General features: G+C 62.4%; 19 protein-coding genes and 1 tRNA gene. 14 read left to right on the top strand and 6 right to left on the bottom strand.

Translation table 11 applies throughout. The annotated features are described in order from the left end of the window. The first annotated feature begins 85 nt into the window (after positions 1–85). From LK440_RS02485 to LK440_RS02470, 4 genes are all read left to right on the top strand, one after another. Positions 86–982, top strand: coding sequence for a LysR family transcriptional regulator (locus LK440_RS02485; protein ID WP_005015687.1), 897 nt, complete (start codon positions 86–88; stop codon positions 980–982). 852 nt (positions 983–1,834) lie between these two features. Continuing rightward, complete coding sequence (locus LK440_RS02480; RefSeq protein WP_005015689.1) at positions 1,835–2,917, top strand: type IV toxin-antitoxin system AbiEi family antitoxin; 1,083 nt, start codon at positions 1,835–1,837, stop codon at positions 2,915–2,917. Further along, a complete protein-coding gene (locus LK440_RS02475) occupies positions 2,905–3,777 on the top strand; it encodes a hypothetical protein (protein WP_017685527.1) in 873 nt (290 codons plus the stop codon). The genes LK440_RS02480 and LK440_RS02475 overlap by 13 nt, the downstream gene beginning before the upstream one ends. Before the next feature lie 83 nt (positions 3,778–3,860). Next, positions 3,861–4,577, top strand: coding sequence for an AbiJ-related protein (locus LK440_RS02470; protein WP_005015693.1), 717 nt, complete (start codon positions 3,861–3,863; stop codon positions 4,575–4,577). Between the two features lie 216 nt (positions 4,578–4,793). Here LK440_RS02470 and LK440_RS02465 read toward each other — a convergent pair. From LK440_RS02465 to LK440_RS02455, 3 genes are all read right to left on the bottom strand, one after another. Continuing rightward, positions 4,794–4,864, bottom strand: a tRNA-Gly gene (locus LK440_RS02465). Between the two features lie 94 nt (positions 4,865–4,958). Next, positions 4,959–5,339: a VOC family protein gene (locus LK440_RS02460; protein WP_005015702.1), complete on the bottom strand. Its 381-nt coding sequence runs from the start codon at positions 5,337–5,339 to the stop codon at positions 4,959–4,961. A 61-nt stretch (positions 5,340–5,400) separates the two neighbouring features. Then, entirely contained in the window at positions 5,401–6,288 is an 888-nt protein-coding gene (locus LK440_RS02455) for a LysR family transcriptional regulator (RefSeq protein ID WP_005015704.1), read from the bottom strand. A gap of 103 nt (positions 6,289–6,391) precedes the next feature. Here LK440_RS02455 and LK440_RS02450 point away from each other — a divergent pair, with 103 nt between their 5' ends. The 7 genes from LK440_RS02450 (at position 6,392) to LK440_RS02420 (ending at position 13,724) form a co-directional block, all read left to right on the top strand. After that, the gene (locus tag LK440_RS02450; protein ID WP_005015706.1) at positions 6,392–8,068 is read left to right on the top strand and encodes an acyl-CoA dehydrogenase family protein; all 1,677 of its coding nucleotides are present in this window, start codon (positions 6,392–6,394) and stop codon (positions 8,066–8,068) included. Between the two features lie 52 nt (positions 8,069–8,120). Next, positions 8,121–9,098, top strand: a complete 978-nt coding sequence (locus LK440_RS02445) for a Bug family tripartite tricarboxylate transporter substrate binding protein (RefSeq protein WP_005015709.1) — start codon at positions 8,121–8,123, stop codon at positions 9,096–9,098. 1 nt (position 9,099) lies between these two features. Beyond that, complete coding sequence (locus tag LK440_RS02440; RefSeq protein WP_005015710.1) at positions 9,100–10,260, top strand: CaiB/BaiF CoA transferase family protein; 1,161 nt, start codon at positions 9,100–9,102, stop codon at positions 10,258–10,260. A gap of 57 nt (positions 10,261–10,317) precedes the next feature. Then, complete coding sequence (gene trmB / locus LK440_RS02435; RefSeq protein WP_005019978.1) at positions 10,318–11,097, top strand: tRNA (guanosine(46)-N7)-methyltransferase TrmB; 780 nt, start codon at positions 10,318–10,320, stop codon at positions 11,095–11,097. A 22-nt stretch (positions 11,098–11,119) separates the two neighbouring features. Further along, on the top strand, positions 11,120–12,067 hold the full coding sequence (gene pip / locus LK440_RS02430) for a prolyl aminopeptidase (protein WP_005015711.1): 948 nt from the start codon (positions 11,120–11,122) through the stop codon (positions 12,065–12,067). A 1-nt stretch (position 12,068) separates the two neighbouring features. Next, positions 12,069–12,269 carry a sulfur carrier protein ThiS gene (gene thiS / locus LK440_RS02425; RefSeq protein WP_005015713.1) on the top strand — a complete coding sequence of 67 codons (201 nt, stop codon included), beginning with the start codon at positions 12,069–12,071 and terminating at the stop codon, positions 12,267–12,269. Positions 12,270–12,603: 334 nt separating this feature from the next. Next, positions 12,604–13,724 (top strand): IS3 family transposase gene (locus LK440_RS02420; RefSeq protein WP_101557886.1). Its coding sequence is split into 2 segments (ribosomal slippage): positions 12,604–12,856 and positions 12,856–13,724, totalling 1,122 coding nucleotides; the frame shifts between segments, so codons are not numbered across the junction. A gap of 320 nt (positions 13,725–14,044) precedes the next feature. Here the strand turns inward: LK440_RS02420 and serB are convergent. The 3 genes from serB to LK440_RS02405 all read right to left on the bottom strand — a co-directional run bounded on the left by serB (position 14,045) and on the right by LK440_RS02405 (position 17,035). Then, positions 14,045–14,761 (bottom strand): phosphoserine phosphatase SerB, encoded by a 717-nt coding sequence (gene serB, locus LK440_RS02415; protein WP_005015714.1) that lies wholly within the window; start codon positions 14,759–14,761, stop codon positions 14,045–14,047. Further along, a complete protein-coding gene (locus LK440_RS02410; RefSeq protein ID WP_005015715.1) occupies positions 14,758–15,651 on the bottom strand; it encodes a LysR substrate-binding domain-containing protein in 894 nt (297 codons plus the stop codon). Before LK440_RS02410 ends, serB begins: the two co-directional genes overlap by 4 nt. A gap of 163 nt (positions 15,652–15,814) precedes the next feature. Continuing rightward, positions 15,815–17,035, bottom strand: coding sequence for an ISL3 family transposase (locus LK440_RS02405; protein ID WP_005011985.1), 1,221 nt, complete (start codon positions 17,033–17,035; stop codon positions 15,815–15,817). A gap of 152 nt (positions 17,036–17,187) precedes the next feature. Here LK440_RS02405 and LK440_RS02400 point away from each other — a divergent pair, with 152 nt between their 5' ends. The 3 genes from LK440_RS02400 to LK440_RS02390 are packed head-to-tail and all read left to right on the top strand — an operon-like array spanning position 17,188 to position 19,926. Next, on the top strand, positions 17,188–18,270 hold the full coding sequence (locus tag LK440_RS02400; protein ID WP_005015716.1) for an ABC transporter ATP-binding protein: 1,083 nt from the start codon (positions 17,188–17,190) through the stop codon (positions 18,268–18,270). Positions 18,271–18,280: 10 nt separating this feature from the next. Then, the gene (locus LK440_RS02395) at positions 18,281–18,967 is read left to right on the top strand and encodes an ABC transporter permease (RefSeq protein WP_227944764.1); all 687 of its coding nucleotides are present in this window, start codon (positions 18,281–18,283) and stop codon (positions 18,965–18,967) included. Continuing rightward, positions 18,850–19,926 carry an ABC transporter permease gene (locus LK440_RS02390; RefSeq protein WP_227944763.1) on the top strand — a complete coding sequence of 359 codons (1,077 nt, stop codon included), beginning with the start codon at positions 18,850–18,852 and terminating at the stop codon, positions 19,924–19,926. The genes LK440_RS02395 and LK440_RS02390 overlap by 118 nt, the downstream gene beginning before the upstream one ends. Positions 19,927–19,939 lie beyond the last annotated feature (13 nt).

The following is a 19,939-nucleotide window of genomic DNA, read 5'->3' as shown; positions in this document are numbered from 1 at the left end:
ATCTGGTCTCCTGCAGCCGCATTCTTCATCGGAACAAAGATAATATGTTTCCTCAATCAATTCCCATTCGGAATATCTTCCCGTTATGCGCATCGAGGATGCAGAAGTCTTTCTCAAGCTGGCCGAACATCAGAACGTGCGGCGCACCGCGGAGCGCGTAGGCCTGACTCAGTCGGCCGTGACCAAAGTTCTGCAGCGGCTTGAAGCCGAGTTCGGCTTGCCGTTGATGGAACGCCGCGCCTCAGGCGTCGTACCCACCCGCGCCGGACAGTTGCTGCAGGAAAAGGCCCTGGCGCTCATTGGCTCCTATGACAGCCTGCGCCATGAAATGGCCGCGGCTCAATCGGCCCAACAAAGCGTCGTGCGCGTAGGCATCATCCCCGCGCTGCTGGATGCCAAACTCCTGCCGGTACTGGCCATCTGGCGCAAGCAACACCCCGGCCAATTCCTGCAGATCAGCGTCAAGGTCTCGGATGAACTGACAGAAATGGTTTGCCAGGGAGACCTTGATCTGGCGATCGGCTTTGCGCCGACGCCACGCTCGGATCTGCAAACGCTGGCATTGGGACCTCAGCGCTATCACGTCGTCGTACGCGCCGGCCACCCGCTGAGCTTGCCGGGTCGATCGACCATGCAGGCGTTGGCGCAGGCGGAATGGCTCTTGCCGGCCCCTTCGGTCGGCATGCGGCTGTGGGTAGAGCGCGCGTTTATCGACCTGGGCCTGCCCATCCCGGTCACCGCCGTACAGACCGACACCTCCACCGCCCAATTCGCCGGCCTCATCCGCGCCAGTAATCTCGTCACGGCGCTGATGACACCCATGTTCATGTCGCCGGCCGGCAAGGGCCTCGTCGAACTGCCTTTCGACGCCGAGTCCAGCATGCAGCCATTGGTGCTGCTCACCCGGCGGGCCGCCTATCTGTCGCCGACCACACGAGCCTTGCGGGATGCCCTGCATCGGGCATTCATAGCGTCGACTTAAGGCGGCCGACGTTCTGGCGCAGCGACATCGCGCGAGCCGCCGGCATTGCCGACAGCCGGCCTCAGGCACCTTGATAAGCGAATCCCCGGCTGGGATCTCATTTCGAAAATGGGGCGCAACAGCTCCATGTCGTGCCTGATTCAACCGTAGAGAAGGCGCGTGCACGGCCCGGGATTTTCTCGGCTTCACGCCACCTGACCTGCAGCATGCGTGACCCCAACCCGCTTGCCGTCGCGTCGAATCCTCGTGGTTTGAATCCGTGACTACTTCCTGTGCATCGACGGCCGCGGCGCCGGACCGGTCGACTCACGTACGACGATCTCGTCATGAGGCAACACCAGAGGGGTAAGTGAGCAGGGCTTGCACGCCGCCAGGAAGGGCTCAACCTCATAGCGGCGAGGAGGGCCCCACACCGTGTGGAGGGGCCTGGAAAATGACCGCCTACGCATCCTGGTTACAAGCAACTGAACGATACGATCAACAGACCTTGGCGTATGCCCGCTTCCCACGGACGATAGCGCCTTGCGACACTGGATGGCCTTCCTGGTGCGCCCTGGAAAGTCAAATGTGGAGCCGGTGAACGGAACAATTTAAATCATCTAACTTATTGATTTATAAATTGTTATTTCCATTCGGAGCGCTAGAATGTACCGCAATCTGTACCAGTTGCGCGCACACTGGCAAGCTGCTGCTCCAACAAGCTACGTGCGGTTTCCGCTCCATGGAGCCCAGTCTTTGTTCCTTTCGTCTACAGGCAATTTCACTCTATTTAATAGCTTCAGCAGATGTTGAAATTATCCTTATAAATGAAATTTTGGTGATGTGCTTCAGAAAAAATGGTACTTTCAACGAATGCTGAAAGAGGCCAATTTAATGAAAGATCCTGAAGCTCGAGCTGGTAAGGCACTGCGCCGTTTGCTTGAAAAGATCCCGATCCTTCAGGTCGAAGGGATCGAAGCCGAGGCTATGTCCGACGATTGGGAGCCGGACCTTATCGCCCGGCTGCTCGTGGACGGGCTGCAGCATCTGCTCATCTGCGAGTACAAGTCGAACGGGCAACCGCGGTACGCCCGGTCCGCGCTGCTGGAACTGCGGAACTACGTTGCGCAGCGAACTCCCGAGGCTACGCCCGTCTTCATCGCCCCCTATATCTCACCTGCGGTAAGGCAACTGTGCGAAGAGAAGGGTGTCAGCTATCTCGACCTGGAAGGAAACGCCCGGATCGCCTTCCGCGGCGTGTTCATCGAACGCATGGTGACGGACAAGCCTGCGGCTGAGCAACGCGAACTCAAGTCGTTGTTCAGGCCGAAGTCGGCCCAGGTTTTGCGCACCATGCTGCGCGAGCCAGGCCGTGCCTGGCGTGTCACCGAGCTATCAAAAATCTCCGGAGTCAGCCTAGGGCACGTCAGTAATGTGCGCACCGGGTTGATCGATCGAGAATGGGCACGCGCCTCAGATGACGGCCTCGTTCTCTCAGATCCCGACGCACTGGTGGACGCATGGCGGGACAGCTACACAGCACCGCCAGGTGAGCGGCTGCGGTTCTACACGCCTTTGCATGGCAGCGCGTTCGAAGAAGCTGCCCGTAGCGCATTGCGCGCCAAAGACGGTCTCGGACATGCTGCCTTCGCATCGTTCTCGGCAGCGCAGTGGCTTTCACCATACGGTCGTACCGGCACGCACTATTTCTTCGCCGACGAAGATGGTCTGCGTGAGCTTCAGGCAACGTTGAAACTCACGCCTGCCGCGAAGGGCGAGAACGTGGTCATCACCGTGCCGAAAGACACGGGATTGTTTGCCGACACCATTGAACCTGCGCCGGGCGCAGTCTGCACAAGCTTGGTTCAAACCTACCTTGACCTCTCCATTGCCGGCGAACGCGGCGCCGAGGCCGCCGACCACCTGCGCAAGGAAAAGCTTACATGGCCCAAATGACCCCCCCCCAGGAACCACAATCGGCCGCCGAATATGACGACCGCACGACTGCGGCCGTGAAATCCGTGCTGATCGAGATCGGCCAGATACTTGGTAGCTTCAAAGGCAAGTTCGCCATCGTAGGTGGTGCAGTCCCCTGGCTGTTACTGGCCAACGAGGAGATGCCCCACGTCGGCACACTCGATGTAGACATTGGCCTGGATGCAGAAGCTCTCGGCGAAGGTGAATACGCAACCTTGATCGGTGCGCTTCAGGGTCATGGATATGCCCAGCGCGACGGGCTTCGACGGTTCCAACTTGTTCGTCAGGTTCCCGTGAAGGACGGTGGAGAGGGGATCGACATCGTGGTCGATTTCTTGATGCCGCGCGATGCAGAGATCGTCAAGAACAATCCTCCCCTGATCAGCGACTTTGCCGTACAGCGTGCTGACGGCACTGACTTGGCGATGCGGTTCTATCAACTGGTGGCGGTGGCGGGCCCAATGCCGAACGGAGGGAGCAACCGCGTGGAGATTGCGGTGTGCTCTATCCCTGCACTACTGGCAATGAAAGGCCATGCGTTGGCGGGCCGCTACAAGCAGAAGGATGCCTACGACATCTACTACTGTGTGCGGAACTATCCTGATGGCATTGAGGCTCTGGCGCAGCAATGCCTTCCCCTCCTGGGACACGCAAGTGGCGAACGAGGGTTCCAGCACATCGCCGACAAGTTTGACGCCTTCGAAGGACATGGTCCCACCTGCGTGAGGCGTTTCGTCGAAGACACGCATGCGCTGGGTGATCGCACACCCGAACAGTGGCAACGAGATGCGTTTGGGCAGATCGATGCTCTCCTACGTGCGATGGCGCTGCGAGGTTGAGTTACGGCCCCATGGACTACGCTCAACTTCGCAACTTGTTGGAGCCCCTGGTAACCGGTCGGAAGGATGCTGGCACGCACACTATGCTGCCAACACTCTGCGAAGAGTTGGGCCTGCCCGTGCCTCCCGATGATGGCTCCAAGCGGGAACGAATGACAGCCAGCTTCAATGCGCTTGCGGACACCGAGTTGCCTGCGGTGGCCCGCAAACTGCTGATCCGCCAACCGCCCAATGCCACTACGCGCAACCAGATTCAAGACATCCTCTGGAGCGACAGTGCATGCCCGCCCATTCCGCGGCGGTATCGGCGCGAGATCGCGCGCAGGCTTAATAGCGAAGACTTGTATGGGGATGCTCGGAGGTTCGACGAGTTGCTGGAATGCCTGTGGATCTTGAACGCCGATGACTGGATGCACCTCAAAGGCGGCAACCCCACAGGCCTGCGCGCTGAAATCCAGCAGCACGTTGATCGGCACCCAGAGGATTGGCCGGCCGAAACGCTGTTCGACCAGTTAGGCGCTTATGACGCTTCCGACCGGCGCTTCGCGCTGTTCCCGGAGGGGATGGCTTCCGCCGACGTGCGTCCCGACGAGGCAGCGCAACGCCACTTCGTCGCTTGCGTCAACGAGCCACTGCGCGGTTGCAACGTCGAACTACGCGAGACCGACTTGGAAGGCGGTTACCCGGTCTTCTCATTGCTTTCACTGCACGCGGCGACTAGGAGCCGGCCGAAGAATCTCATCTTCGCCTCACCCGACAAGCCCGACCTGCGCTTCCGCGACGCGCTGGACAACGACTAGATGGGATAGGAGCCGCGTCGGCTTCAGAGCCGACCTTCAGGTCGCGTCAATGCGGCGAGCCGGATACCGCATTGTTGGTCCGAAAAATCTACTTGACTGGGTAAGCTGTGGGCAGACTTCACTGATCGCCAGCGAGGTTCAGCCGAAAACTTTTATGCCATTTCAACAACTTAGGAAACTTCTCAGAGTTTCACGGCAGGTGTGATTCGCAAAATGAGCGGGTGAAGGGAATCGAACCCTCGTATGCAGCTTGGGAAGCTGCCGTTCTACCATTGAACTACACCCGCATCGGGAGGCTGGCGCTGCAACCGGCTCAAAGGCCGTTTCAACGCAGGCGAGGATTATAGCCTGCCTTGCGGCAGTCGTGTGCCCTGCCCACCTTTATTCGGCGCGTTCGGAAATCTCGATCAGGTTCAGGTCGGGGTCGCGCAGATAAATCGAGCGCAGCGGATGCTCGGCCCCGGTACGGCGCACCGGGCCTTCGATGATGTGAGCGCCCTTGGCATTGATCTGGGCGATGACCTCATCGAGCGGAATGGAAGCGATAAAGCACAAGTCCAGCGCCCCCGGCACCGGCAAATGGGCCTTGGGTTCGAACTCGCGGCCTTTGATGTGCAGATTGATCTTCTGGTTGCCAAATCGAAACGCCTTGCGGCCCTGACCAAAACTCTCCAGGCGCATGCCCAGCAGGCCGACATAGAAATCCACGCACGCGGCTTCATTGGTGGTGGTCAGAACGAGGTGGTCGAGATGGTCGATCATGCATAGGGCCCCAGAGTGGTTCGTCACGATGGTACCGCCCCAGCGGTTCTGCGGCCACTGCCTAAGCCATTCCCCCGAAATGCTCACGCACGATGGCCAGCGTGCGCTCGGCCAGGGGAGAGCTGTGGCGCGCCGGCCAGATCAACTGGCTGCGCGAACGCGCCTCATGGTCGAAATTGAGAAACCGCGTGCCCGCCAGCCGGCTGCGCGCCATGCAGGCCGGGACGATGGACACGCCCAGGCCCTGGGAGACCAGCGAACACACGCTAAGCCAATGCCTGACCTCGTGACGCACGGCCGGATGAAACCCCGCGGCGACGCACAGCGACAGCACGGTTTCGTGATAACTGGGCGAGGCTTCGCGCGCGAAGAAAATGAAGTCATCGTTGACCAGTTCGCGCAGCTCCAGTTTGCGTCGCGCGGCCAGCGGGTGGCCCTGCGACAGGCAGACCACGAAGGGTTCGGCCATGAGGTCCAGGCTGCGCACTTCGGGTGGCAGCGGATTGGCGTGGACGAACCCCAGGTCGAGCTCACCGCGCTGGATGGCTTCGATCTGGTCATGCGAGTTGCGCTCTTGCAAGACCTGCTCCACGCCGGGCAGTTGCAGGCGCAACTGCGCAAGGACGTCTGGCAGGCCGCGGTACAGCATGGAGCCGACGAATCCGATGCGGCACCGCCCCTGCAAACCGGCGTCGACGCGCTGCACCAGAAGACTGATCTCTTCGGATTGGCGCAGCAGAGCCAGCGCCTGCCCATAAAGCACCTGGCCCGCCGGCGTCAGATCGACGTGGCGGCTGTTTCGCTCGAGCAGTGTCACACCCAGTTGCGCTTCGAGCTGCCGGATGGCGTAGGAAAGGGGCGGCTGCGAAATATGCAGACGCCGCGCGGCGCGGCCGAAGTGGCGCTCCTCGGCCACGGCGATGAAATAACGCAGCAGGCGCAGCTCCATACGTCTCCATTGATAGTTTTTTTGTATTGCTCAACATTAAAACAGTATTTGTATGGATAGATAAGCCGGCGCAGCATCGAGCCAACCGACCATTGGAATCGTCATGCCCGAACAGACCGCCGTCCCGGACTCCCGGGGACAGAACCTCTTCGACGTGGATCCTTACGCAGCGCCCATGGCAGCCTGCTACCTGCCCGAGGATCTCTATACCCATCTGCTGCCGCACCTGCGCCGGCTTGGGGAACTGGCTGGCGGGCAAATGGACGAGCTGGCCATGACGGCCGACCATCAAGCGCCAACTTTGTCGGTGCGGCATCGCAGCGGCGCCGATGAGTCCCGCGTCGAAAAACACCCCGCGTACGTCGAGCTGGAGCGTCTGGCCTATAGCGAATTCGGCCTGGCGGCCTTGTCGCACCGCTCTGGCGTGCTGGGTTGGCCCAAGCCCATGCCGGCGGCGGCCAAGTATGCGCTGAGCCACCTTTTCGTGCAGGCCGAGTTCGGCCTGTGCTGCCCCGTGAGCATGACCGATTCGCTGGCGCGCACGCTGCGCCGCTACGGAGATCCGGCGCTCGTCGAGCAGGTCGTGCCGCAAGTCACCAGCCTGGACTTCGACACCCTGCGCCAGGGCGCGATGTTCATGACCGAACAGGGCGCGGGCTCCGACGTCAGCGCCACGACCACGCAGGCCCTGTTGGATGACGACGGTACCTGGCGCCTGAGCGGCGACAAGTGGTTCTGCTCCAACCCCGACGCCGGCTTTGCCATGGTGCTGGCGCGCAGCGAAGCCGATCCCGGCCTCAAAGGCGTATCGCTGTTTCTGCTGCCACGCGACCTGCCCGATGGCCGCCACAACAGCTATCGCATTCTGCGCCTGAAAGACAAGCTTGGCACCCGCTCGATGGCCAGCGGCGAGATCCGCCTGGAAGGCGCGCGCGCCTGGCTGGTGGGCGAGCGCGGCCGCGGCTTCAAGCAGATGGCCGACATGATCAACAACTCGCGGCTGTCCAATGGCATGCGCGCTGCCGGCCTGATGCGCCGGGCAGTGAGTGAAGCCATGTTCGTCGCGCGCGAGCGCCAGGCCTTTGGCCGCTCGCTGGTCGACATGCCCCTGATGCGGCGCCAGCTGGCCAAGATGATGCTCTGGACCGAACAGGCCCGCAGCGTCATGTACCAGACCGCGCAGGCGCTGGCGCAGGCCGAAGCCGGCCAGGCCAGTCCGGCGCTGGCGCGTATCATGACGCCGCTCATCAAGTTTCGGGCATGCCGTGACGCACGCAAGGTCACGGGCGACGCCATGGAAGTGCGCGGGGGCTGCGGCTACATCGAAGAGTGGGTCGAACCGCGCCTGATGCGTGATGCCCATCTGGGTTCGATCTGGGAAGGCACGAGCAATATCGTGGCGCTGGACGTGCTGCGCGCCATCCGCCGCGAAGAGGCCTTGCCCGCTCTGCGCGCCCACGTGGACGCCCTGTTGCAGGCCGGCCGACCCTGCGACCCAGCCCTGGCCGACAGCCAGAGCCAGGCCGTCGATGGCGCGTTTGCGCTGGCCGCGCACGCCGCGCAAGAACAGCGTGATGACCTGGCCCGTCAGGCGGCCTCGGCCTTGTATCACGCGCTGTCGGTGGCGGCGCTGCGTTGGGAAGCCCGGCTGCCGGCGCTGGCGGGACGCGGCTTGCTGGCCGACCAGGTCCTGCGCCATCGCCTACTGCCGCGCAATCCCTGCCAGGCGCAAGAAAACGAAGATGCGCTGAATCAGCGCGTATTGCAGGCACAAGCCTGATCCCGCGGGGCGGCTCGATCCGCCCCATGTCCATAACGACAGGAGACACCCCATGCCTACTACGATTTTTCGCCGCCTGGGCGCGGCGCTCGCTCTGGGAGCCTGCCTGGTGGGCGGCGCCCAGGCAGCCTATCCCGACCATCCCATCACGCTCGTCGTGCCCTTTCCGCCGGGCGGACCGACCGACGCGCTGGCGCGCCGTCTGGCCGAAGGCCTCAAGGATCAGCTCGGTCAAACCGTCGTGGTGGAAAACCGCGGCGGCGCCGGCGGCAATATCGGCTCCGAGTATGTCGCCCGCGCCAAACCGGACGGCTACACGCTGCTGTTCGGCACCTCGGGCCCGCTGGCCATCAACGTCAGCCTCTACAAAAACCAGAACTACGATCCGCGCACCAGCTTCACCCCCATCGCCCGCATCGGCCACCTGCCCAATATCCTGGTCGTCCACCCCTCGGTGCCCGCCAAGAACGAGCAGGAGCTCATCGCTTATGCCCGCAGCCATCCGGACAAGCTGAGCTATGCGTCGTCCGGCAACGGCGCGTCCTCGCACCTGGCGGGCGTCCTGTTCAACAACATGGCGCAGACCCGCATTCTGCACGTGCCCTACAAAGGCACCGGCCCGGCGCTCAACGATCTGGTCGGTGGCCAGGTGTCGATGTCGTTTACCGACATCCTGACGGCCTTGCCTTTCGTGCAATCGGGCAAGCTGCGTCCCATCGGACTGGCCAGCGCGGATCGCTCCGCCTCGCTGCCCGATCTGCCCACTCTGGCCGAACAGGGCCTGCCCGGCTACGACGTCAGCGTCTTCTTCGGCATCGTCGCGCCCAAAGGCACACCGCCCGAGATCGTGGACAAGCTCAACAATGCTTTCGTCAATACGCTGGAGTCCCCCGCCGTCAACGAGACGCTGACACGCCAAGGCATCGTGCCCGCCAAAGATCGCAGCCCCCAGGCTTTGCAGACGTTCATCAATGACGAGGTGGACAAATGGGGCAAGGTCATTCATCAAGCCAATATTTCCATCGACTGACATGAACGCATCCGCTTTGCCCCAAGGCGCCCTGGCCGGCTGCCGAGTCATTGATCTGTCACGCGTCCTGGGTGGCCCTTATTGCACCCAGATGCTGGCCGACCATGGCGCCGACGTCCTCAAGATAGAACCGCCCGACGGCGATGAGACCCGAGGGTGGGGCCCGCCCTTTGCCGAAGGTGTGGCGGGCGGCTCGGCCTCGTATTTTGCGGGTGTCAACCGCAACAAACGCGGCATCACGCTGAACCTGGCGCGGCCTGAAGGGCGAGAGTTCCTGCTGACGCTGCTGGCCGATGCCGACGTCGTGGTGGAAAACTTCAAACCCGGCACCATGGAGAAATGGGGCTTGGGCTATGAGCGCCTGAAAACGGACTTCCCGCGCCTGATCCATTGCCGGGTCAGCGGTTTTGGCGGCGATGGCCCCTTGGGGGGGCTGCCGGGCTACGACGCCTGCGCCCAGGCCATGTGCGGCCTGATGAGCGTCAACGGCGAGCGCGACGGCCCGCCTACCCGGGTCGGCCTGCCCGTGGTCGACATGGTGACCGGCCTGAATGCGACCTCGGCCATTCTGCTGGCGCTTTATGAGCGCGAGCGCAGCGGCCTGGGACAGTTCCTGGACATCACGCTGTACGACTGCGCGATATCGCTGCTGCATCCGCATGCGGCCAATTACTTCTACGGCGGCAAGGTTCCACAGCGCAGTGGCAACGCCCACCCCAACATCGCGCCCTACGAGACCTTCACCACCGCCGCCGGCGAAATCTTTCTGGCCGTCGGCAACAATCGCCAGTTCGCGGGCTTGTGCGAGATTCTGGACGCCCCGGATCTGGCCGCCGATGCCCGCTTTGCGGACAACGCCGCGCGGCTGACCAACCGGCCGGCATTGCGCGAGGCCTTGAGCGCCCGGCTCATCGATCACCGTGCTACCGAGCTGGCCGAGCGCCTGCTCAAGCATGGCGTGCCTGCCGCGGCCGTGCAGGACGTGGCCGAGGTTCTCGATCATCCGCATACGCATCACCGTGGCATGGTGCTCGAAAACGAGGCCTACCGAGGCCTGGCCAGCCCGATCAAGCTGTCGCGCACGCCGGCCAGCCTGCGCCGCGCGCCGCCCGCCAAGGGCGAGGCCAATGCCGAACTGGGCGTGCCTCCCGAGGCATCCTGACGCCCCGGATCCGCCCCCCGATTTTCCGGGGCGGCGGCTCCCACTACAATCCGGGTTATGAACGCGAATACCCCGACGACTACCCCCCCTGCCCCGGCGGATGCCGAGCCCCTGACGCCGGCGACCCAGGCCGCCCTGGAACCGGCCAACCACGCGCCGCCCAGCCCTGGCGCCACGCATATCCGCAGCTTCGTGCATCGACGCGGGCACATCACGCAGCGTCAGCGCGATGCCCTCGAACAACTGATGGACAAGTGGGCCATCGCCTACGCGGCGCGCCCCCTGGACCCGGCCGCCGCCTTCGGGCGCGAGGCGCCGACCATCCTGGAAATTGGCTTTGGCATGGGCGAGACCACCGAGAAGATCGCGCTGGCCCGCCCCGACGACAACTTTCTCGGTGTAGAGGTCTTCAACGCTGGCGTGGGCTCGATGCTCCACCGGATCGAGACCTCCCAGATCCCGAACGTACGCATCATCCAGCACGATGCGGTCGAAGTGGTGCGCGACATGATCGCGCCCGACTCGCTGGCCGGGGTACACGTCTACTTTCCTGATCCCTGGTCCAAAAAACGTCACCACAAGCGCCGCCTGCTGCAACCGGCCTTCGTGCACCTGTTGGCCAGCCGCATCCGCCCCGGCGGCTACCTGCATTGCGCCACCGACTGGCAGGACTACGCCGTGCAGATGCTGGAAGTCCTCGGCGGTGAAACCCTGCTGGAGAACACCGCGCACGATTACGCCGAGCGTCCCAGCTACCGCCCGCAGACCAAATTCGAGACGCGCGGCCTGCGGCTTGGCCATGGCGTCTGGGACCTGATCTTCAAGCGCAAGGCCTGAGCCCACCAAGGAGAGTCCTCCAATGCTCTATCCCGCGATCGAGCCCTACCGCCATGGCATGCTGGACACCGGCGATGGTCATCAGGTGTATTGGGAGCTTTGCGGCAATCCGCAGGGCAAACCCGCCGTGTTTCTGCATGGTGGCCCTGGCAGCGGCTGCTCGCCCGTGCACCGGCAACTGTTCGACCCGCAACGCTACAACGTGCTGCTGTTCGATCAGCGCGGCTGCGGGCGCTCCACGCCTCACGCCAGCCTGCAGAACAACACCACCTGGGACCTGGTGGCCGATATGGAGCGCCTGCGCCGGGAAGTCATGGGTGCCGAGCGCTGGCTGGTGTTCGGCGGCTCCTGGGGCTCGACACTGGCGCTGGCTTATGCCGAAACGCATCCTGAGCACGTCAGCGAACTGATCGTGCGCGGCATCTTCACGTTGCGCCGGGCCGAGCTGCTCTGGTTCTATCAAGAAGGCGCCTCCTGGCTGTTCCCCGATCGCTGGGAAGGCTACCTCGAGCCCATCCCGCAAGCCGAGCGCGGCGACATGATCGCGGCCTATCGCAAGCGACTCACCGGCGACGACGCCGTCGAGCAGTTGCGCGCCGCCAAGGCCTGGAGCCAATGGGAAGACCACACCATCACGCTCATGCCCAGCCCGCGCCACCAGCAAAGCCATGCTGCCGATCGTGCCGCGCTGGCCTTTGCCCGCATCGAGAACCACTATTTCGTGCATGCCGGCTTCATGGAAGAAGGCCAACTGCTGCGCGATGCGCACCGGCTGCATGACATCCCCGGCACCATCGTGCAGGGCCGCTACGACGTCTGCACCCCCGCACGCACCGCCTGGGATCTGCATCGCGCCTGGCCGCAGGCGGACTTCCACCTCGTGCCCGATGCGGGTCACGCCTTCGACGAGCCCGGCATCCTGGCCCGCCTCATCGAGGCCACCAACCGATATGCCAGCACTAAGGATTGATATGCAGATCACGCTCAATGGCCAGACTCGCGAGCTGCCCGCCGCCACCACGGTCCTTGGCCTGCTCGACACCCTGGGCTATACCGGCAAACGCGTCGCCGTCGAACGCAACGGCGAAATCGTGCCCAAAAGCAAGCACGCCGACACGCCGCTGACCCCGGGCGATCAGCTCGAAATCGTCGTGGCCGTCGGCGGCGGCTGAGCCGCCCGCTCGCAAGCAGTTACAACCCCGCCATGTCGCCGGCACGCCCGTTTGCCGATAATCGGGGTTGGTGTCTGGATCCCCGGGTCCTGGCCCTCGTAGTCATCAACGCCCGGAGGGTGCCGCGCATCGCGCCCCTGCCGTCGACCGCATGAAGATCAGGCTGGCCAACCCCGCACGTTGACCAGCGTGTGCCGACACGGGCTATCCCCGTCCGTGCCGGCTGATTCGGCCAAACGCCATGTTTGGCCGTTTTTTTGCTTCAGGATGGCTCTGACCTGCTCCCCGTGATTAGTACGAAATCGATGTAGAGTCCGTTCCCAAAGGAATGGCAATGAAGAAACGATTTACGGAAGAGCAAATCATCGGCGTGCTCAAGGAAGCCGATGCAGGTGCCAAGCCCGCAGAGTTGTGCCGCAAGCACGGAATCTCCGAGGCAACGTACTACAACTGGAAGGCGAAGTTCGGTGGCATGACGGTGTCGGACGCTCAGAGGCTCAAGGAGCTGGAGCAGGAGAACAACAAGCTCAAGAAGCTGTTGGCCGAGTCGATGCTGGACAAGGCGGCGCTTCAGGATCTGCTAAGCCGAAAGTAGTCAGCCCGCAGGCCAAACGCGAGGCGGTCAGGACATTAATGACCGAGCGCAGCATGGGTGTTACCCGGGCCTGTGGGCTGGTAGGAATTTCGCGGTCGCTGTTTGCCTACGAGAGCACACGCTCAGGCGATGCTGCGCTGACCGAGCGCATGAAAGAGATGGCAGTGGCGAAACGACGCTACGGCTATCGGAGGATCCATGTGCTCTTACGTCGCGAAGGCTGGCAAGCAAATCACAAGCGAATCTGGCGGCTGTACAGTCTGGCAGGGTTAAGCGTGCGAAAACGAAAGCGTAAGCGAATCGCGGCGACCGAGCGCGTGGTTCGCCCAGCGGCAATCGCGCCGAATCAGAGTTGGTCAATGGACTTTGTGGCCGACGGCCTAGCCTATGGCCGCCGATTCCGCTGTTTGACTATCGTCGATGACTACACTCGCGAATGCCTGGCCATCGAGGTCGATACGTCGTTGCCGGGACTGCGTGTTGCCATGGTGCTGCAACGGCTGGCGGAGATGCGTGGCCTGCCGCGATCTATTACCGTGGACAACGGGCCAGAGTTCGCCGGAAGAGCCTTGGACGCCTGGGCCTACCAAGCAGGCGTAAAGCTGTCGTTTATTCGGCCGGGTAAGCCGGTGGAGAACGCTTATATCGAAAGTTTCAACGGCAAGTTCCGCGACGAATGCCTTAACGAGCACTGGTTCTTGTCCCTGCGACAGGCTAAAAGCTTGATCGAAAACTGGCGAGTCGAGTACAACACCGATCGGCCTCACAGCGCGCTCGGATATTTAACGCCGGCGCAATTCGTGCAGGCTCATCAGAAAGAAGGTCTTTTACCCCTGGGCTCTATGTCGGTGCCGTACTAAATCTGGGGGCAGGTCAGCTCCAGTACCGCACGAACGCTGGCCAGCGCCGCAAGTCCGCCCTGGGGCAATACGGCAACTGACGCTCGCTCAGGCACGCACAATGGCACAGGAGAGACTGGAGACTACGTCATCCCGCTCGCAATCCGCCTGCAATTCGCATTCGAGATCGTGGCGATGCACCGCCGGCGCGGCGGTATTTCGACCCGCCATCGTTGGGTAACTGCGTGAACTTGCTCGAGGCTTGCCAAGCTTTCCCTGTTTGAAGCAGGTTTGAAGCAGTCGGTGGTTTGTGTATTGCGCGCAGTTGCGCGTTGCGCCTGCTACACCGCCTCGAACACCTCCAGCAGCCTGTCCAGCCCGCCCTGATCAATGACCACCCGCGCCTGTTGCCGTACCGTGGGCTTCGCGTGATAAGCCACGCTTAATCCGACAACACTCATCATGGCCAGATCATTGGCACCATCGCCCACCGCGATCGCCTGTCCGGCGGCGATGCCCATGGCCTCGCACGTCTGCAACACCTTGCGGCGCTTTTCCTCGCCATCGCAGATATCGCCCCACGACTGAGGCAATAAGCGCCCGGTGATGCGGCCTTGAACGATTTCGAGCTCGTTGGCCCGCACATCATCCAACTCCAACTGGCGGACCAGGCGGTCGGTAAAGCAGGTAAAGCCCCCGGTCACGAGAATGCAGCGCAGGCCGGCGGACTTACATGCGGCAATCAACGCCTGCACGCCTGGGTTCAGACGCACGCGTTCTCGCCACACCACGTCAAGCGCACTTTCCGGCAAACCGGCCAGCAACGCAACGCGTTGGCGCAAACTGGCCTTGTAATCGGGATTCTCTCCCCGCATCGCCGCCTCGGTCAGCCCGGCGACCTGCGCCTTGCAACCCGCAAGATCCGCCAGCTCATCCAGAGTCTCCACTGCCAGCAACGTCGAATCCATATCGAAGGCAATGAGCTTGAAGTCACGCAACCTGGGCCGAGGATACGGATCACGCAGGCTCAAACCGGGGCCCAGCGTCAATACTGTCATGCGTACTCCTTGTTGGGCCGGGCGAACCAGTCCAGAAACAGCCGCGCCAACGGCGCGGCTGGCGAATCCGGGCGAAACAACGCGTGCACGCCGGCGTTGGGAAGACGAAGCGCTTCGAAGATGGGCTGCAATCGGCCGACCTGAATATCTTCAGCCAGCAAACACCACGGGGCCAGGGCCAGACCAAGATCATTGCTGGCCGCCTGCATGGACAGAAAATCATGGTCGAAAACCGGCCCGGGCAACATGGACGGTACATCGACCCCGGCCAGTCCGAACCACTGCGTCCAGATATCCAGACATCCGCGCACTTTCAACAACGGATGACCCACAAAATCCGCCGGGCGGCGCAGACGATGGCTCGCAATAAAGCGGGGGGATGCGACCGGCACGTAGCTGTCTTCCAGGCACGGCTGACACACGAAGTCGGGTTTATGCATGGCGCCATGGCGAATGATCAGATCCTGGGATCCGTCGGCGCGGTCGATGAACTGCCTGCCCAGCGTCGTGACCTCTACATCGATTTCGGGATACAGGCGTTGGAAATCGGCCAGCCCCGGGATCAAGAGTTTCATGGCCAACGAGGGCGTGGCGTACAGACGTAACTGCCGCAACTCGCGCGGCTGCTTCATGGTGGCCGTTGCCTGAGCGATACGCTCAAGGCTGGCCTGGACGTCGGCAAAATACGCCTGGGCGTCGGGCAGCAGCGTCACACCACGCGCGGCGCGCGCAAACAAAGGCTGCCCGATGAAGTCTTCCAGTGCACGGATCTGCTGACTGACCGCGCTGTGCGTGATGTTCAGCTCCTGGGCGGCAGCGGTAAAGCTGCTCAGCCGCGCAGCGGCTTCGAACACCCTCAGGGCTTTCAGAGGAGGCAGACTCCGGGCCATGGTCAGCGCCCCGCCCGCCTGCGTTTGCGATTCTTTCCCACTTGTCCGTTGATTCTCTGCGGCCGTCGATACTTTGCCGGCGGTGCTGTCCCAGATGCGGCCATTCTAGGTGATGTCTGAAAATTCAGCCCCAAGAAAAACTTACAGCTGGCTTTAAAAAGGTTCATCGAGGAATACCGGGGAATGCAGACCGGATCTTGAGGAAGAAGTACTCCTGATCGCGGTAGCCGTAGGCGCGGCGCTTGATGACTTTGATGGTGTTGTTGATGCCCTCGACGATGCTGGTGTTGAGCCGGTGGCGACAGCGAGACAGAATCCCGTGCAGATAGGCTTTTAGCTTGAGCGCGAAGTGAGCCAAGGCGGCGATGCCGCTGCCCTGAGCCTGTTGCAGCCAGTGATCCCATGCCTGGCGGGCGTAGCCGGGGTGTTGGTAGAACCACAGCTGTTTGAGCTCATCGCGCATCAGATAAGCGGTGAGCAAGGGCTGGTTGGCCTGGAGCAACTCGTCCAACTTTACCGATTGGCACGGATCGAGGTTTTTGCGATTGCGCAGCAGTAGCCAGCGACTGGACTTGATCACCCGGCGGGCCGGCTTGTCGTGCCGCAACTGGTTCGCTTGGTCTACACGCACCCGGTCTATCACTTCACGGCCGTACTTGGCCACGACGTGGAACAGGTCGTAGACGATCTCGGCGTTGGGGCAGTTGGCCTGGATCTCCAGCTCATAGGCCGTCGTCATGTCGATCGCTACGGCCCGGATCTGCTGGGCAACCCCAGTTGGCAGTTGTTCGAAGAAGGCTCTGGCCGTCTCGCGCGAGCGGCCATCACCGATCCATAGCACCTGACGGCGGATCGGATCGACAACGACCGTGGCATAACGATGGCCCTTGTGTAGAGCGAACTCGTCCATCGCTAGGTAGTGGATCTGGCTCCAGTCCGGCTCTTGGATCGCCCGTCGCAGCAGGGCCTTGTCCAGCGCCTTGACCGTGTGCCAACCCAGTTGGAAGAAGCGCGCCACGGCCAGAATGTTGCTGGACTCAAGCAACTGGCTGACCGCCTCGGCCAGCCGGTCGGTCACTCGCTGGTAACGGCCCAGCCAGCTCAGCCTCTCCAGATGCGGTCCACCGCACTGCTCGCACCAGACCCGCCGACGCGGCACTACCAGCGTCACTCGCAGCGCCATTAGCGGCAGATCCCGCACCCGGCGCGTGGTCGTCTCATGCACCTGCCGACATCGGTTGCCGCAGTGCTCGCAGTGCATCGTTCGCGCTGAAGGCTTCAGGTAAATCGTGACCGTCCGGCTCTCACCTTCAGGCCACACGACCCGCTCCACCCGATAACCCTCCCACCCACCCAACCTCTCGATCGTCTTGCGGTCCAGCATGATCCCGGCCTTGATCCTTGAAAAATCAAGGATCAAGCGTAACGGCAATCAAGCACGGCTCCACGCTATTCCGCGATGAACCTTAAAAAAGCCTGCTGGTGGACTGTCGCGGGCATTTCTATGATGGCTGGCAGCAAGCAGCGGACTCACTCATGGCATCCATCACTATCGACCGAATCGTCAAGGTTTTCGACGGACAAAGCGTCCTGCGAGAACTGTCCTTGCACATCCCGGACGGGGCCTTCTATACCCTGCTGGGTCCCAGCGGCTGCGGCAAAACCACGTTGCTGCGATGCATCGCGGGCTTTTATGAGCCCGATGGGGGCCGTTTGCTGTTCGACCAGGATGACATGACCCATGTTTCGGCGCACCGCCGCGACATCGGCATGGTGTTTCAGGACTACGCGCTTTTCCCCGACAAAACGGCATTTGACAACGTTGCCTACGGATTGAAGGCCCGCGGCGTCGGCCGCGCGGACATCAAGGTGCGCGCCATCGAAGCGCTGGAGAAAGTCGGGCTGGCCGCATTGGCTCAGCGCTACCCGGCGCAGATGAGTGGCGGGCAGCGCCAGCGCGTCGCCCTGGCCCGTGCCCTGGTCATCCGTCCTCGCGTGCTGCTGATGGACGAACCGCTGTCCAATCTGGACGCCAAAATGCGGGTGCAGATGCGCGACGTCATTCTCGATCTCGTGCGCGAAGCTCGCATCACGACGGTTTTTGTCACGCACGACCAGGAAGAAGCGCTGGCGATGTCCGACCAGATCGCCATCATGGATCGTGGCAGCATTGCTCAACTCGGCTCTCCGGAGGCCCTGTACGGCAACCCGGTCAATGCCTACGTGGCCGACTTCATCGGCTCGGCCAACGTCATCGCCGTGCCGGCCGAAGTCATCGGCGGCAGCGATAACGGCGGCCTGCCCCATGTGCGCTATCGCATCGGCCCACATCCTTTCGATGGCGTTCAAGGCAGCGCAACGCTTGGCGAGCGCGGCATCCTGATTGCGCGCCCCGAGGAGCTGAGCCTCATCGCCCCGGCGCCCCGCATTCCCAACGCGCTGCCCGGCCGCGTGCTGCGCCGGCAGTATCTCGGATTCAAGACGGCGTATCGCATCGCCCTGGAAGACGGCGGCGAAATCCGCGTGGAATTGCACTCGGGCAACATGGTAGGTGACTTTCAGCCTGGAGGCACCGTGCAGGTTCTGGTTCCGGCGCACAGTCGCGTGGTCAGCGAGTAAGAGGCCGCAGATGCGTATCAAATGGTGGCCCTGGGGCCTGCTGACAGTGGCGTGTCTGGTGCTGCTGCTGTTCTTCGTGATCTACCCGCTGGCCGTTCTCTTCGGCAATAGCGTCACGGGGGCGTCCGGCGGATTCTCGCTCGAAGGGTTTACCGCCTTGGCCCAGGACGGAGAGTATCTCCAGGCCCTGCGCAACACCCTGGTGCTGGGGGCGGTGGTGACCGGCTGCACCGTGCTGGTGGGAGTGCCCTTCGCCTACATGGTGGCGCGCTACGACTTTCCGCTCAAGAACCTCGTGGCCATCCTGCCTATCCTGACCATTGTCATCCCCGAGATCATCGTGGGGCAATCATGGCTATTGGTGCTGGGCAACAACGGATTGCTCACCAATGCGCTACGTGAGATCGGCATCGACTTGCCCTCCTTCTATGGCTGGAGCGGCATGATTTTCTCGATGACACTGGTCTACTACACCTACATCTATCTCGGCGTGCTGGCCGCATTGCGCGGCTTCGACGGCCAACTCGAAGAGGCCGGATTGAGCCTGGCCCCCCCCCGTGGCTTACCCGCATCCGCGTCATGGTCCCAGTCATCGCTCCGGCCGTTCTGGTCAATGCACTGGTGGTATTCACGCTGGTCGTTGGTAATTTCGCCTTGTCCATCATGCTGGGCAGCCGAGTGCCGTTGCTGTCCGTGATGACCTACAACACCTTCGTCAACGAAATGGGCGGCAGCCCCACCTTGCAAAGCGCCATGTCGGTCGTGTCCATCGGCATTGTGGCCGCCGTGCTCTTCGTGCAAAAGCGCATGGTCGAACGCAAGGTCTACACCATGACACAGGGCCGAGCGCCCGCCCCCCGGCGCGTGCGCTCCTGGGCCGCTGCGGGTTATGCCGGTGGCGTCACCCTCGTGGTGCTGCTGTCGATGCTGCCGCTGGTGGTAGTGTTCATCGCAGCGTTCACGCACACCAGCGGCCCGGTCATGCACTGGGGTTCATGGTCACTGACAAGCATGCAACGCGCGCTGCAAGGCGCTCCGGAGCCGATTCTCAACTCCATAACGTTTTCGTCGCTGGCAACGCTTATCGGGGTGGCCTTTGCTCTGCTGGCGAGCTATCTCACCGTCAAAAAACGCAGTCGCGCCACACAGTTTCTGGATTACATCCTGGTGCTGCCGCTGACGATATCCGGCACCGTCCTGGGCATTGCGCTGGTGCAGACTTTCAATACGGGATGGCTTGTCCTGGCGGGTACCTCGGCCATCATGGTGCTGTGCTACACCGTGCGCCGGCTGCCGTTTGCCGTGCGCAACGCCTCGTCCACCCTGTTCAACATTCCCGACTCCATCGAGGAGGCGTCGATCAGCCTGGGCGTATCGCCCCTGAAGACGTTTTTTAAAGTGATGTTGCCGGCCATGAAAGCTTCCATCATCTCTTCGGCCATTCTCATGTGGTTGACCACGATATCGGAGCTATCGGCTTCGATCGTGGCCTATAGCGGCGGGTTGGAAACCATGCCCATCGCCATTTTTCGTCAGGTTGACGGCGGGCGCCTGGGCATGGCCTCTGCCTACGGCGCGGCCCTGGTCACCGTGATCCTCGTGCCGGTCGTCGTGTCGATCAAGGCGTTCAAAGTCAACCTGTTCTCCGGCAAGTAGCAACTTCAGACAA

It is taken from the genome of Bordetella holmesii (assembly GCF_020735985.1).
Lineage (GTDB): Bacteria > Pseudomonadota > Gammaproteobacteria > Burkholderiales > Burkholderiaceae_B > Bordetella > Bordetella holmesii.
This window is presented reverse-complemented; position numbering and strand designations above follow the sequence as displayed.

What these genes read in the sequence shown, in the direction of transcription:
- LK440_RS02475 (WP_017685527.1), top strand. Translation starts at nt 2,905, where the DNA reads ATGGCCCAAATGACCCCCCCCCAGGAACCACAATCGGCCGCCGAATAT.
- LK440_RS02410 (WP_005015715.1), bottom strand. Translation starts at nt 15,651, where the DNA reads ATGGCCCGGAGTCTGCCTCCTCTGAAAGCCCTGAGGGTGTTCGAAGCC.
- LK440_RS02450 (WP_005015706.1), top strand. Translation starts at nt 6,392, where the DNA reads ATGCCCGAACAGACCGCCGTCCCGGACTCCCGGGGACAGAACCTCTTC.
- LK440_RS02455 (WP_005015704.1), bottom strand. Translation starts at nt 6,288, where the DNA reads ATGGAGCTGCGCCTGCTGCGTTATTTCATCGCCGTGGCCGAGGAGCGC.
- LK440_RS02470 (WP_005015693.1), top strand. Translation starts at nt 3,861, where the DNA reads ATGCTGCCAACACTCTGCGAAGAGTTGGGCCTGCCCGTGCCTCCCGAT.
- LK440_RS02445 (WP_005015709.1), top strand. Translation starts at nt 8,121, where the DNA reads ATGCCTACTACGATTTTTCGCCGCCTGGGCGCGGCGCTCGCTCTGGGA.
- LK440_RS02440 (WP_005015710.1), top strand. Translation starts at nt 9,100, where the DNA reads ATGAACGCATCCGCTTTGCCCCAAGGCGCCCTGGCCGGCTGCCGAGTC.
- LK440_RS02400 (WP_005015716.1), top strand. Translation starts at nt 17,188, where the DNA reads ATGGCATCCATCACTATCGACCGAATCGTCAAGGTTTTCGACGGACAA.
- trmB (WP_005019978.1), top strand. Translation starts at nt 10,318, where the DNA reads ATGAACGCGAATACCCCGACGACTACCCCCCCTGCCCCGGCGGATGCC.
- thiS (WP_005015713.1), top strand. Translation starts at nt 12,069, where the DNA reads ATGCAGATCACGCTCAATGGCCAGACTCGCGAGCTGCCCGCCGCCACC.
- pip (WP_005015711.1), top strand. Translation starts at nt 11,120, where the DNA reads ATGCTCTATCCCGCGATCGAGCCCTACCGCCATGGCATGCTGGACACC.
- serB (WP_005015714.1), bottom strand. Translation starts at nt 14,761, where the DNA reads ATGACAGTATTGACGCTGGGCCCCGGTTTGAGCCTGCGTGATCCGTAT.
- LK440_RS02480 (WP_005015689.1), top strand. Translation starts at nt 1,835, where the DNA reads ATGCTGAAAGAGGCCAATTTAATGAAAGATCCTGAAGCTCGAGCTGGT.
- LK440_RS02390 (WP_227944763.1), top strand. Translation starts at nt 18,850, where the DNA reads ATGGTCCCAGTCATCGCTCCGGCCGTTCTGGTCAATGCACTGGTGGTA.
- LK440_RS02405 (WP_005011985.1), bottom strand. Translation starts at nt 17,035, where the DNA reads ATGCTGGACCGCAAGACGATCGAGAGGTTGGGTGGGTGGGAGGGTTAT.
- LK440_RS02460 (WP_005015702.1), bottom strand. Translation starts at nt 5,339, where the DNA reads ATGATCGACCATCTCGACCACCTCGTTCTGACCACCACCAATGAAGCC.
- LK440_RS02395 (WP_227944764.1), top strand. Translation starts at nt 18,281, where the DNA reads ATGCGTATCAAATGGTGGCCCTGGGGCCTGCTGACAGTGGCGTGTCTG.
- LK440_RS02485 (WP_005015687.1), top strand. Translation starts at nt 86, where the DNA reads ATGCGCATCGAGGATGCAGAAGTCTTTCTCAAGCTGGCCGAACATCAG.